This window comes from Streptomyces sp. NPDC020807 (assembly GCF_040641575.1).
Lineage (GTDB): Bacteria > Actinomycetota > Actinomycetes > Streptomycetales > Streptomycetaceae > Streptomyces.
This window is the reverse complement of record NZ_JBFADU010000033.1, coordinates 54564-67246: the sequence shown is the minus strand read 5'-3', so window position 1 is coordinate 67246 and position 12683 is coordinate 54564. Positions and strand designations below refer to the sequence as shown.

Genomic DNA, 12683 nt, shown 5'->3' with positions numbered 1-12683 from the left:
CCCGGGGGGGGGGCGGGGGGGGGGGCGACGGTGACGACGTCGCCCGCCCCGCGCCCCCTCTCCTCCGCACGCCTCAGCCGGCGAGCAGCAGCGCCTGGTCCAGGGCCTGGAGGAAACGATTCGTCGTCACCCGGTCCCGGACCGCGAGCCGCAGCCAGTTCCGGTCGAGCCCCGGGAACGTGTCACCCCTGCGGGCCGCGAAGCCGAGGAGTCGCAGCTTGTCCCGCACCTCGTCCGCCCCGTCGATCCGGATCAGGACGAACGGGCCCTCCGCGCCCGGCACCGTCCGCACCTCGTCGAACTCCGCCAGACCGGCGAGCAGGTGCGCCCGCTCCACGCCGATCAGATGCGCCGCGTACTCCGCCTCCGCCAGCGCCGCCCGCGTCATGCACGCCTCCGCCGCCACCAGCGCCGGCGTCGACACCGGCCACAGCGGCTGCGCCCGCTCCAGCAGCGCGATCGTCTCCGGCGCGGCCAGCACGTACCCGATCCGCAGCCCGGCGAGCCCCCACGTCTTGGTGAGGCTCCGCAGCACCACGAGCCCCGGCACGTCCGTCCGCGAGGCCAGCGACTCCCGCTCGCCCGGCACCGCGTCCATGAACGCCTCGTCCACGACGAGGATCCGCCCCGGCCGGGCCAGCGCGGCGATCGAGGCGGCCGGATGCAGCACGGAGGTCGGGTTCGTCGGGTTCCCGATCACCACCATGTCCGCGTCCTCCGGCACCGCCGCCGGATCGAGCCGGAAACCGTCCTCCTCGCGCAGCAGCACCCGCCCCACCTCGTGCCCGGCGTCGCGCAGCGCCGCCTCCGGCTCGGTGAACTGCGGGTGCACCACCACGGGCCGCCGCACCGGCAGCGCCCGAGCCAGCAGCACGAAGGCCTCGGCCGCGCCCGCCGTCAGCAGGACCCGGTTCGCCGTCAGGTCGTGCCGCTCGGCGACGGCCGCCCGCGCGACCCGGCCGTCCGGATAGGCCGCGAGACCGGTCAGCGAGTCGGCGATTCTTCGCCGCAGCCAGTCCGGTGGGGTGTTCGTCCGGACGTTGACCGCGAGGTCGATCAGCTTCTCGTCGCGGACCTCGGCATCGCCGTGGTGCCGCAGGTCGTGGGTGTCGGGGTGCGAGGAAGTGTGCGTGTCCATGGCCGCCGTCGTGTGGGGGGTGGGGATGGTGGGGGTGAACAGAGTGGGGGATGAGCAGGGCTCGTCTGCGATGTACCCGTGAGCCGGGGGCAACAACCGTGCGTCCGGAGCCAGTTCGTTCGGACAAACCGGGACGCAGGTGGCGAGCGCGCAGGTCGCGCGCCGGGTCTTCCGCTTCGGCACCCGCAGCACGCCCCGCGACACCTCCCGCGACACCTCCCGCGCCATTCCCCGCGACACCTCCCGCTCCATCCCCCGCGACACCTCCCGCTCCATCCCCCGCGACACCTCCCGCGCACCGGATCCCGCCGACAGCAGCGCCGCCGCCTCCGCGACCGACGCCGTCCCCGCCGAGGCCAGCGGCACCGCCGACGGATGCGGTACGGGGACGGCCGCGAGCTCCTCCACCGCGAACCCGCGCACCGGCACCCCCAGCTCCGCGGCCGCGCCCGCGATGCCCGGATGCGCCACCCGCGCGTCGAGCGTGGCCAGCGAACGGACCGCCGCCCGGCCGAGACCCGCCTCCCCGAGCACCGCGTCGACGAGACCGAGCACCTCGTCCACCGAGGCCCCCGAGCGGGCCCCGACGCCGAGATGCGCGCACACCGCGCCATCCGATACCACTGGCCCATGGCTGTGGTCGTCGCGCTCGGCGCGTTCCTCATGACGCTCTTCGGCGGCTGGGTCGCGGGGCGCGTCACCGACCGCCGGCACCTCGTCCTCGGCCTCGCCGGCGGACTCATGCTCGGCGTCGTCGGACTCGACCTCCTGCCGGAGGCCCTGGAGGCCGCCGGCAGCGAGGTCTTCGGCGTCCCCGAGGCCCTGCTGCTCTTCGTCGGCGGCTTCCTCCTCGCGCACGTCGTCGAGCGCCTCCTCGCCGTACGCCGGGCCGGACACGGGGTCGGCTCCGACGAGAGGGTCCCTCAGGTCGGGCTCACCGCCGCCGCCGCGATGGTCGGCCACAGCCTCATGGACGGCATCGCGCTCGGCGCCGCCTTCCAGGTCGGCGGCGGCATGGGCGCGACCGTCGCCCTCGCCGTCATCACCCACGACTTCGCCGACGGCTTCAACACCTTCACCATCACGAGCCTGTACGGCAACGCCCGCCGCAAGGCCGTCGCCATGCTCGTCGCCGACGCCGTCGCCCCGGTCGTCGGCGCCGCCTCCACGCTCCTGTTCACCCTTCCGGAGGAACTCCTCGGCGGCTATCTCGGCTTCTTCGGCGGCGTCCTGCTCTACCTCGCCGCCGCCGAGATCCTGCCCGAGGCCCACCACGAACACCCCGCCCGTTCCACCCTGCTGTGCACGGTGGCGGGCGTGGGCTTCATCTGGCTCGTGGTCGGAGCCTCCGGCGGCTGATCTCACGCGAGCGGCCCGCCGCCCGCGGAACGCTCCGCGCAGTGCGCCACGAACCGGCTCGCCGCGCCCGGCGCCCCCGCCCAGTGGGTGTGCACGTAACTCGCGTGCACCCCGCCCTGCACGAAGCCCTCGACGCGCCGCGCGGGCTGCCGCAGCCCCCAGGCCGCGAGCGCGCCGGCGCCCGGCTCGATCACGGTCCGGTGGAACTCGTGCCCGCGCATCCGCGCCCCGGCGGGCGCGAGCACGCTGTCGCTGACGGCGACGGCGTCCCGGTACCCGAGCGTGAGCCGCTCCGACATCCGCGCCTCCGCGTCGAGCACCCCGCACATCGGGTTGCCGTCGAGCGACCGCGCCAGGTACAGCAGCCCGGCGCACTCGGCGGCGACCGGCGCCCCCGACGCGGCGAGCTCGGCCACGGCCTTGCGCAGCGGCAGGTTGGCGGACAGCTCCGCCCCGTACATCTCCGGGAACCCGCCCCCGATGACGAGCCCCGACGTCCCCTCGGGCAGGCTCTCGTCCCGCAGCGGGTCGAAGGTGACGACCCGGGCCCCGGCGGCGGACAGCAACTCGGCGTGCTCGGCGTACGAGAACGTGAACGCGGCCCCGCCGGCGACGGCGACGACGGGCGCGGGCGCGCCCGCCGCGGCCGTGCGCTCCCCGGCCTCCGGCACCCACGGCTCGTCGCGCAGTTCCGGAGCACTGCGCGCGAGCGCGAGCAGTGCTTCCATGTCGCACCCGGCGAGCACCTGCTCCGCCTGCGCGGCCACCGCCTCCACGGCGGCGGCCTGCCGCTCGGCGACGGGCACGAGACCCAGGTGCCGCGAGGGCGTCGCCACGGCGGGCGCCCTCCGCAGCACGCCGAGCACCGGCACGCCCGACTCCCCGAGCGCCTCCCGCAGCAGGTGCTCGTGCCGGTCGGTCGCGACCTTGTTGAGGATCACGCCCCCGAGCCGCACCTCCGGGTCCCAGGAAGCGAAGCCGTGCACGAGCGCCGCCACGGACCGCGACTGCGAGGACGCGTCCACGACGAGCACCACGGGCGCCTTGAGCAGCTTCGAGACCTGCGCGGTGGACGCCAGCTCGCCCTGGTCGGCGGCGCCGTCGTACAGGCCCATGACCCCCTCGACCACGGCCAGGTCGCAGCCGCGCGCCCCGTGCAGGAAGAGCGGCGCGATCCGCTCCGTACCGCACATGTACGCGTCGAGGTTCCGGCCCGGGCGGCCCGTGGCGAGCGTGTGGTAGCCCGGGTCGATGTAGTCGGGCCCGACCTTGTGGGGGGAGACGGCCAGACCACGGCCCGCGAACGCGGCCATGAGGCCGGTCGCGACCGTGGTCTTGCCCGCGCCGGAGGACGGCGCGGCGATGACGAGACGTGCTACCACTCGATGCCCCGCTGGCCCTTCTGACCGGCGTCCATCGGGTGCTTGACCTTGGACATGTCGGTGACGAGGTCGGCGAAGTCGAGGAGCTCCTGCGGGGCGTTGCGCCCGGTGATGACGACGTGCTGGGAGCCCGGACGGTCGCGGAGGACCTCGACGACCTCCTTGACGTCGATCCAGCCCCAGTGCAGGAGGTAGGCGAACTCGTCGAGGACGTAGAACTTGTACTTCTCCTCGGCGAGGTCCCGCTTGACCTGCTCCCAGCCCTCGCGGGCCTTGTCCTCGTGCGACTGCTCGCCGTCCGCGACCTCGCGCTGGATCCAGGACCAGCCCTCGCCCATCTTGTTCCAGGTGACCGTGCCGCCCTTGCCGGTCTCGCCGAGCGCCTTGAGGGCGTTCTCCTCGCCGACCTTCCACTTGGCGGACTTCACGAACTGGAACACCCCGACGGGCCAGCCCTGGTTCCAGGCGCGCAGCGCCATGCCGAACGCGGCGGTCGACTTCCCCTTGCCGACGCCCGTGTGCACCATCACGAGCGCGCGGTTGCGGCGCTGGCGGGTGGTGAGGCCGTCGTCGGGCACGACGGTCGGCTGTCCCTGCGGCATTAAGCGGCCCTCCTCATAGTCCGTTCTCCTGCCTGTACGTCCCTGACGAGCCCGGCGATCGAGTCGGCGCGCAGCTCGTCCAGGGTGACGGCCGTGCCGCCGAGTTCGCGCGCGAGCCGACCCGCGAGCCCGAGCCGTACGGGCCCGGTCTCGCAGTCCACGACGACGCTGGCCGTGCCCTCGGCGGCGTGCAGCCGCGCGGCGCGGGCGGCGAGCCCCACCGGGTCGGCGCCGCCGCCGGTGGCCCGGCCGTCGGTCACGACGACGAGCAGCGGGCGGCGCGAGGGGTCCCGCAGCCGTTCGATCCGCAGGACGTCGTGGGCCTTGAGCAGCCCGGCGGAGAGCGGCGTGCGCCCTCCGGTCGGGAGCTGTTCGAGCCGGGTGGCCGCCGCGTCCACGGACGAGGTCGGCGGCAGCGCGACCTCGGCGGTACGCCCCCGGAAGGTGACGAGGCCGACCTTGTCGCGCCGCTGGTAGGCGTCGAGCAGCAGCGACAGCACGGCGCCCTTCACGGCGCTCATGCGCTGCCGGGCGGCCATCGACCCGGAGGCGTCCACGGCGAAGAGCACGAGGTTCCCCTCGCGGCCCTCGCGGGTCGCCTGCCGCAGGTCGTCCCGCCGGACGACGAGTCCGGGCCCGGACCGGCCGCGCGCCCGCTGGTGCGGGGCGGCGGCCCGGACGGTCGCGGCCAGGTGCAGCTTGGTGAGCGCGCCCCTGGGCCGGGTGGACCCGGTGGTACGGCCGTGCTCGGTACGGGCCCGGGACCGGCGCCCGGCGGCGCCCTCGCCGAGCCCGGGAACGCTCAGCACCTTCGTACGGAAGGGCTCGGCGGCCTTGACGGCGGCGCGCTCACCGGCGCCGGGACCGCCGCCCCGAGGGGCGGAAGCCGGTTCCGGCCCGGGGGCCGGCACGTCCTCCTCCGCCGCGGGCCCGTCCCCCTGCGGCGGAACCCCGCCACCGTCGGGTCCGCCACCGTCAGGTCCGCCGTCGGGCCAGCCGCCGGGACCACCGTCAGGCCCGCCGTCACCGGGACCGTCCGGATCGGGCTCGGGCTCGGGGTCCTCGTCGGGTTCCTCCCCCTTGAACTGCTCCAGGGTCTCGTCGAGCTTGTCCTCGTCGAGACCGGGCGCGTCGAAGGGGTTGCGGCGACGGCGGTGGGGGAGCGCGAGGAGCGCCGCCTGCCGCACGTCGTCCGAGGTGACCTCGGTCCGCCCGTCCCAGGCGGCGAGCGCGGTGGCGGTGCGGGCCATGACGATGTCGGCGCGCATGCCGTCGACCTCGAAGGCGGCGCAGGTGGCGGCGATCTGCAGCAGCACCGCGTCCCCGAGCGTCACCCGCGGCAGCAGGGCCCGGGCGGCGACGATCCGCGCGCGCAGCGCGCTCTCCTCGCCCGCCCAGCGCGCCGCGAAGCCCGCCGGGTCGTCCTCGAACGCGAGCCGCCGTCGGACGACCTCGACCCGCTGCTCGGGCACGCGGGAGGCGGCGACCTCGACGGTCAGCCCGAACCGGTCGAGCAACTGGGGCCGCAGCTCGCCCTCTTCGGGGTTCATGGTCCCGACCAGCAGGAAACGGGCGGCGTGCCGCACGGAGACGCCCTCGCGCTCGACGTGGGAGGAGCCCATGGCGGCGGCGTCCAGCAGGTGGTCGATCAGATGGTCGCTGAGCAGGTTGACCTCGTCGACGTACAGGATCCCGCGGTGCGCGGCGGCGAGCAGTCCCGGCTCGAAGGCCTTGACGCCGTCGGCGAGCGCCTTCTCGATGTCGAGCGCGCCGACGAGCCGGTCCTCGGAGGCGCCGACGGGGAGTTCGACCATGCGGGCGGCACGCTCGCCGCCGCCCTCGGCCTCGTGCGGCCCGTCGGGGCAGCCGGGGTCGGGCGAGACGGGGTCACAGCTGAACCGGCACCCCGTGACGACGGGCACGACGGGCAGCAGCTCGGCGAGCGCCCGCACGGCGGTCGACTTGGCGGTCCCCTTCTCCCCCCGGACGAGCACACCGCCGACGGCCGGGCTTACGGCGTTCAGCAGCAGCGCGAGCCGCAGATCGTCCATGCCGACGACGGCGGTGAACGGATAGCGGGTGCTCATCGGGAGGTCCTTTCCTCAAGCGGATCCAGCAGACGTACGAAGGGATTGCCGGCGGCCGCCGACGGCGATGCGCCCCCACGGGGGCCACCCGCACCCGGGCTCACCATCCGCACAGGTGGTGCGGGTGGGAACCCCGGCGCGACTGAAGGCCGCGCGCGTCCCCACCGGCCCGCGGTCGCCGACGCTGAGCGGCCACCCACAGGGGCCACCCGCAGGTGAGTCGCCGAGCCGCACGGGTGGTGCGGACGGAGGCCGGGCGCAGCCCCCGCACGGCGCAGCCGCGCCCGAACCGCCCCCGGCCGGCTCACGGCGCACCCGGCGGCACGAACGGCAGCCCCTCCGGGGCCCCCTCCTCGATGAGCCGCAGCAGCGCCCCCGTGTCGGCGTGCTCCTCGATCAGGTCGCCGAGCCGGTCGAGCTGCTCCTCCCGCAGGGAGCCGAACGCCGTGTCGGGCGAAGGCACGAACCGCCGCCCGGACGCCGCCGCGACCTCCCGCAGGAACGCCCGCCGGAAGCCGTCGCTCTCCAGCGAGCCGTGCCAGTGCGTCCCCCAGACCGCCCCGACCCGGCACCCGTCGAGGAACGGCTCCCCGCCGTCGACGGTCGCGACGCCGTGGTGGATCTCGTACCCCTCGACCCGCTCGCCGAGCGCCTCGCCGACGGGCCGGGCGAGCGTCTTCTCGCGCGCGAACCGGATCCGGACGGGCAGCAGCCCGAGCCCGTCGACGACGCCCGCCCGCGACTCGACCTCGTCCTCGATCCGCTCGCCGAGCGCCTGGAAGCCGCCGCAGACGCCGAGCACGGGACGCCCCTCGGCGGCCCGCCGCACGAGCGCGTCGGCGAGGCCCCGCTCCCGGAGCCAGGCGAGCGCCTTGACCGTGCCCCGGGTGCCGGGGACGACGACCAGGTCCGCGTCGACGAGCTCCTCGGGCCGGTCGACGAAGCGGACGACGACGCCCGGTTCGGCGGCGAGCGCGTCGACGTCGGTGAAGTTGGACATGAGCGGTACGGCGCAGACGGCGACCCGCAGGACGTCCTCGCCGACGGGCGGTGCGACGACCGACTCGCGGACGGTGCCCCGCAGGGAGACCCGGAGGCCGTCCTCCTCGTCGATGCCGAGCCCGTGCGCGTACGGGAGGACGCCGAGGGTCCGGCGCCCGGTGAGGTCGTACAGCATGTCGAGCCCGGGTTCGAGCAGCGTCACGTCACCCCGGAACTTGTTCACGAGGTAGCCCGCGACGAGCTCCTGGTCCTCGGGCGCGAGCAGCGCCGTGGTCCCGAAGAACTGGGCGAAGACGCCGCCGCGGTCGATGTCGCCGACCACGACGACGGGCAGCCGGGCGGCCCGCGCGATGCCCATGTTGACGATGTCGGTGCGCCGCAGGTTGATCTCGGCGGGGCTTCCGGCGCCTTCGCAGATGACGGCGTCGTACGTGCTCCGCAGCTCCTCCAGGCAGGCGAGGACGGGCTCGAAGAGCTCCTTCTGCCTGCCCCCGTGGTAGCCGCGGGCCGACAGCTCGCCGACCGGCTTGCCCATGAGGACGACCTGGCTGGACCGGTCGCTGCCGGGCTTGAGCAGCACGGGGTTCATGAGCGCGGTCGGCTCGACGCGCGCGGCCTGCGCCTGCATGGCCTGCGCGCGCCCGATCTCGGCGCCCTCGCGGGTCACGAAGGAGTTGAGGGACATGTTCTGTCCCTTGAAGGGGGCGACCTTGATCCCCTGCCGGACCAGCCAGCGGCAGATCCCGGCGGTCACGACGCTCTTGCCCGCGTCGGACGTGGTCCCGGCGACGAGCAGTCCGCCACCCCTCGTGCGGCCGCCGCTCATGCGTTCCTCCCCTTCGACGCGCGCGCGCTCAGCGCGCTCACGATCAGCCGGCCGCCGACGCAGGCGGCCAGCGACACGGCGGTGACCCGGCGCGAGAGCCGGACCGCCCGGTCGATGTCGGCGACCTCGACGGGCCGCCCCTCCCCGTTGAGGACGGGCCGGTGCTCGACCCGCCCGCCGTACGAGAGGGTCCCCCCGAGCCGTACGCCGAGTGCGCCCGCGAAGGAGGCCTCGACGGGGCCCGCGTTGGGGCTCGGGTGCTTCGCCGCGTCCGCCCGCCAGGCCCGTACGGCTCCGCGCGGGTCGCCGCCGGCGAGCGTCGCGGCGACGGCGGTCAGCCGGGCGCCGGGCCAGCCGGCCACGTCGTCGAGGCGGGCCGAGGCCCAGCCGAAGCGGAGGTAGCGCGGGGACTTGTGGCCGACCATCGCGTCGAGGGTGTTGACGGCCCGGAAGCCGAGGAGGCCGGGGACGCCCGCGACCGCGCCCCAGAAGAGGGCGCCGACGACGGCGTCGGAGGTGTTCTCGGCGACGGACTCGACGACGGCGCGGGCCATCGCGGGACCGTCGAGGGACTGCGGGTCGCGCCCGCAGAGGTGCGGCAGCCGCTCGCGGGCCACGTCCAGGTCGCCGGCGGCGAGCGCCCCGCCGATCGCCTGCGCCTCGCGGCCCAGGGTCGTACCGCCGACGACGGCCCAGACGGACGCGGCGGTGAGGGCGACGGCGGCGGCCGGCCGGTTCCGTACGGCCCGGGCGGCGAGGGCGCCCGCGGCGACGGTCGTCCCGGCGCAGACGGCGGTGTGCAGGGCGCCGCGGGCGCGGTCGTCGCGGTGCAGGCGCTGTTCGACGGCGGCGGCGGTCCGGCCGAAGAAGGCGACGGGGTGGCCGCGGCGTGGATCGCCGACGAGGCGGTCGACGGCCAGCCCGAGGGCGGCTCCGTAGGCGAAGGCACCTGTGGTTCTGATGCGGCCGGGCATGGCGCATGTCCTCACTCAGGGTCCGCGCCCTGGATCGACGTGACCGGCGGCGAGAGTTCCTGACTCCCGGACCCTGGGGGCCCGGTCACAGTGGCGGGACCGCGCCGGATTCGCACCGGACTTCCTCTGACTGCCGCCGTAATGGCCTCGGCAGTCCACCACGCGCCGCGAACAGCCGTCAACCCACCTTTGACCTGCGACGGGTCACTGTGCGAAGCACCACAAACACGGCACCACGAACACGGCGGGCGGCCCCCACCCGGAGGTGGGGACCGCCCGCCGTGAGGAGGGAGGCGCGACCGTCAGACGACGATCAGGTAGATGCCGTAGCCGACGGCCGCCGCGCAGAGGGCGAAGCAGGCGTAGGCGCCGGTACGGGCCAGGGCGGCGGAGCCGCCGTTCGCCTCGGCCTCCTCCTGCTTGCCGAGGCCGACGATCCCGAGGGTGAAGAGGCCCACGAGGGCGACGGTCGCCACGAGGCTGACTCCGAAGACGGAGCCGAGAGCTGCCCAGTCGATCTTCATGTCGTTCGTTCCTTACACCGCAGCGGCGGAGGCCGGGGGAGCGGCCGGGTCCGTGGGAACCGGCGCCGGGATGGTGGTCTTGAGGTCCTCGTCCGCGACGGCGGCGACGGAACCGGGGGCCGGCGGCGGGGTGACGGCCGCGATGGCGGTGGTCACGACGCCCGCGGGCTCCTCGTCGAGGTCGTCGGCGGTGACGTTGTTGTGGTCGACCGGCTTGCGACGGGAGAGGGTCCAGATGACGCCCGAGCCGGCGACGAGGAGGACGGCGACGGCGGCGATGCCCCAGGGGCCCTGCTTGGTCAGGAACTCGGCGCCCGCGCCGACGAGGCCGGCGGCCGGAAGGGTGAGACCCCAGGCGACGAACATCCGGGTGGCGGTCGACCAGCGGACGACACCGCCCTTGCGGCCGAGGCCGGCGCCCATCACGGCACCCGAGCAGGACTGGGTGGTGGAGAGGGAGAAGCCGAGGTGCGAGGAGGCCAGGATGACCGTCGCGGCGCTGGTCTGGGCGGCGAAGCCCTGCTGCGGCTGGAGGTCGGTCAGGCCCTTGCCCATGGTGCGGATGATGCGCCAGCCGCCGAGGTAGGTGCCGAGCGCGATGGCGACACCGGCGGAGACGACGACCCACAGGGGCGGGTTCGAGCCGGGGGCGACGACGCCCTGGGTGACCAGGGCGAGGGTGATGATGCCCATCGTCTTCTGGGCGTCGTTGGTGCCGTGGGCGAGGGAGACGAGACCGGCGGAGGCGATCTGACCGGCCCGGAAGCCCTTGGCGGTGGCCTTGGCGTCGGGGTTGGCCTTGATCTTGTACGTCAGCTTGGTGGCGGCCATCGCGGCGAGGCCGGCGACGAGCGGCGCGGCGACGGCCGGGATGAGGACCTTGGTGACGATCGTCGAGCCGTTGACCGCGGACCAGCCGGCGGACATGACGGCGGCGCCGATCAGGCCGCCGAAGAGGGCGTGGGAGGAGCTGGACGGCAGGCCCAGGAGCCAGGTCAGCAGGTTCCAGAGGATGGCGCCCACGAGCGCCGCGAAGATCACTTCTGTGCGAATGCCCTCTTCGTTGATGATCCCGCCGGAGATCGTCTTGGCGACCTCCACGGACAGGAAGGCTCCGACGAGGTTCAGCACGGCGGACATGGCCACCGCCGTCTTGGGCTTGAGCGCACCGGTCGAGATGGTCGTGGCCATCGCGTTGGCGGTGTCGTGGAAACCGTTCGTGAAATCGAACACGAGAGCTGTCACGACCACAATGGCGAGCAGCAGCGTGATGTGTTCCATTTACCCAGGCAATCGTTTGACGTCAGTGGCTCGTCGAACGTAGGCAACCTGGATGAACGGAAGGTGAACTGGGGCGGGCGACGTGGTGTCTCCATCCGGTGTCAAGAGATTCCGCTTCGCCCTCCGGCGGGCCGGATGTCCACGATGCGGTCACCCTGCGACCGCCGGTAATCCGGGGCCCTGGGCGCCCCACGAGCCCCGGCGGCGCCGGCGCTCCCGGGCGGCGTTCCGCCCCCTGGACGAGACCATCCGACCGGGGGACGCGGCGGGGGAGACCCTTGTCACTCGCCAGGGGCACGCCGGAGGTCCCCCGGTGGCAGGCGGCCCCCACCCTGCGGACACTGGGAGCGTGCGCACGGTTACCGCGACGGCAGCGGCCGTCACCACCCTGATAGGTATCGGCGCGGCCGCGGTGGCGGCCGGCCGGTACGCCAGCGACGTCGCCCTCAAGGCGCCGTCCGGACGACCACTCCCGGGCGACCCCCGGCTCACCGTGCACGCCACGGGACCGGAGCGGATCACCCTGACCCGCAGCCTCGCCTCCCTCCGCCCCGGCACGTACGGGATGGCGGGCCACGGCCTGCACGCCGTCCTCGGCCCCGTCCTCGACCGGGCCCCGCACTCCGCGGACACCGTCGTCCGGCGGCTCGAACGCGTCGAGCTCGGCGCGATCGCGCCCGGCGTCCGCGTCAGGCTCACCCCGGCGCTCCACCGGGGCACGCCGCGGAGCGCCCTCGGGCTCGCCCACGAGGACGTCGAGATCCCCGGCGAACTCGGCCAGCTGCCGGCCTGGCTCGTGCCGGGCCCGCGCGCGACGTGGGTGATCGCCCTGCACGGCCTCGGCACGACCCGCGAGCACCCGCTCAACGTCGTCCCCTTCTTCCACCGCCGCAAGGTCCCCGTCCTCGTCCCGTCCTACCGCGGCGACGAGGGGGCCCCGGCGGCACCCGACGGCCTCGCCCACCTCGGCGACTCCGAGTGGCGGGACGTCGACGCGGCGATCCGGTACGCGGTCCGGCGCGGTGCGGAGAAGGTCGTCCTGCACGGCTGGGGGACCGGCGCGTCGATGGCGCTGCGGGCCGCCGCCGAGTCGGGGGTGCGCGACCGGATCGCCGGCCTCGTCCTCGACTCCCCGGTCCTCGACTGGGAGGCCACCTTCCGCAACCTCGCCGCGGCCCACCGCGTCCCGTCCCCCCTGCTCCCGCTCGCGGTCCGCGCGGCCGAGGGCAGGACCGGCCTCCACGGCGACCGCCTCGAGGCGGCCTCGGAACCGGACGCCCTGAAGGTACCGGTCCTCCTCTTCCACGGCCCGGAGGACACGATCGCCCCCTGGGACCCCTCCGTGGAACTGGCCGTGCGCCGCCCCGGGCTCGTCACCCTCCAGACCGTCCGCCAGGCCCCGCACGCCGCCATGTGGAACGCCGACCCCTCCCGGTACGAGGAAGCCCTCCGCCGCTTCCTGACCCCGCTCCTCTGATTCCGCCGGGGCGCCCGGACGGGCGTTCGCG

The 12683-nt window shown here is 75.0% G+C and carries 10 protein-coding genes and 1 riboswitch; of the genes, 2 read left to right on the top strand and 8 right to left on the bottom strand.

Going from position 1 to position 12683, the window contains the following annotated elements; translation table 11 throughout:
- Window positions 1–73: 73 nt before the first annotated feature.
- Entirely contained in the window at window positions 74–1744 is a 1671-nt protein-coding gene (cobC, locus tag AB0G79_RS30815; RefSeq protein WP_360812284.1) for an Rv2231c family pyridoxal phosphate-dependent protein CobC, read from the bottom strand.
- Window positions 1745–1768: 24 nt separating this feature from the next.
- On the opposite strand from cobC, the gene AB0G79_RS30810 reads away from it, so the two are divergent.
- Complete coding sequence (locus AB0G79_RS30810) at window positions 1769–2497, top strand: ZIP family metal transporter (RefSeq protein ID WP_360812282.1); 729 nt, start codon at window positions 1769–1771, stop codon at window positions 2495–2497.
- Between the two features lie 2 nt (window positions 2498–2499).
- Here AB0G79_RS30810 and AB0G79_RS30805 read toward each other — a convergent pair whose 3' ends face one another.
- From AB0G79_RS30805 to AB0G79_RS30775, 7 genes are all read right to left on the bottom strand, one after another.
- The gene (locus tag AB0G79_RS30805; RefSeq protein ID WP_360812280.1) at window positions 2500–3879 is read right to left on the bottom strand and encodes a cobyrinate a,c-diamide synthase; all 1380 of its coding nucleotides are present in this window, start codon (window positions 3877–3879) and stop codon (window positions 2500–2502) included.
- Window positions 3873–4481: a cob(I)yrinic acid a,c-diamide adenosyltransferase gene (gene cobO / locus AB0G79_RS30800; RefSeq protein WP_360812278.1), complete on the bottom strand. Its 609-nt coding sequence runs from the start codon at window positions 4479–4481 to the stop codon at window positions 3873–3875. Before cobO ends, AB0G79_RS30805 begins: the two co-directional genes overlap by 7 nt.
- The gene (locus tag AB0G79_RS30795) at window positions 4481–6568 is read right to left on the bottom strand and encodes a putative cobaltochelatase (RefSeq protein ID WP_360812276.1); all 2088 of its coding nucleotides are present in this window, start codon (window positions 6566–6568) and stop codon (window positions 4481–4483) included. The genes cobO and AB0G79_RS30795 overlap by 1 nt, the downstream gene beginning before the upstream one ends.
- A gap of 304 nt (window positions 6569–6872) precedes the next feature.
- Complete coding sequence (locus tag AB0G79_RS30790; protein WP_360812274.1) at window positions 6873–8396, bottom strand: cobyric acid synthase; 1524 nt, start codon at window positions 8394–8396, stop codon at window positions 6873–6875.
- Entirely contained in the window at window positions 8393–9370 is a 978-nt protein-coding gene (locus AB0G79_RS30785) for a cobalamin biosynthesis protein (RefSeq protein ID WP_360812272.1), read from the bottom strand. The genes AB0G79_RS30790 and AB0G79_RS30785 overlap by 4 nt, the downstream gene beginning before the upstream one ends.
- A 32-nt stretch (window positions 9371–9402) precedes the next feature.
- Window positions 9403–9538, bottom strand: a riboswitch (cobalamin riboswitch).
- 134 nt (window positions 9539–9672) lie between these two features.
- Window positions 9673–9894, bottom strand: coding sequence for a hypothetical protein (locus AB0G79_RS30780; RefSeq protein WP_360812270.1), 222 nt, complete (start codon window positions 9892–9894; stop codon window positions 9673–9675).
- Window positions 9895–9906: 12 nt separating this feature from the next.
- A complete protein-coding gene (locus AB0G79_RS30775; protein WP_360812268.1) occupies window positions 9907–11175 on the bottom strand; it encodes an inorganic phosphate transporter in 1269 nt (422 codons plus the stop codon).
- Between the two features lie 349 nt (window positions 11176–11524).
- On the opposite strand from AB0G79_RS30775, the gene AB0G79_RS30770 reads away from it, so the two are divergent.
- Entirely contained in the window at window positions 11525–12652 is a 1128-nt protein-coding gene (locus AB0G79_RS30770; RefSeq protein ID WP_360812266.1) for a hypothetical protein, read from the top strand.
- The last annotated feature ends 31 nt before the right edge of the window (window positions 12653–12683 follow it).

Excerpts from the sequence above, each read along its gene's own strand:
- AB0G79_RS30780 (WP_360812270.1), bottom strand. The coding sequence starts at position 9,894 with ATGAAGATCGACTGGGCAGCTCTCGGCTCCGTCTTCGGAGTCAGCCTC.
- cobO (WP_360812278.1), bottom strand. The coding sequence starts at position 4,481 with ATGCCGCAGGGACAGCCGACCGTCGTGCCCGACGACGGCCTCACCACC.
- AB0G79_RS30795 (WP_360812276.1), bottom strand. The coding sequence starts at position 6,568 with ATGAGCACCCGCTATCCGTTCACCGCCGTCGTCGGCATGGACGATCTG.
- AB0G79_RS30810 (WP_360812282.1), top strand. The coding sequence starts at position 1,769 with ATGGCTGTGGTCGTCGCGCTCGGCGCGTTCCTCATGACGCTCTTCGGC.
- AB0G79_RS30790 (WP_360812274.1), bottom strand. The coding sequence starts at position 8,396 with ATGAGCGGCGGCCGCACGAGGGGTGGCGGACTGCTCGTCGCCGGGACC.
- AB0G79_RS30775 (WP_360812268.1), bottom strand. The coding sequence starts at position 11,175 with ATGGAACACATCACGCTGCTGCTCGCCATTGTGGTCGTGACAGCTCTC.
- AB0G79_RS30785 (WP_360812272.1), bottom strand. The coding sequence starts at position 9,370 with ATGCCCGGCCGCATCAGAACCACAGGTGCCTTCGCCTACGGAGCCGCC.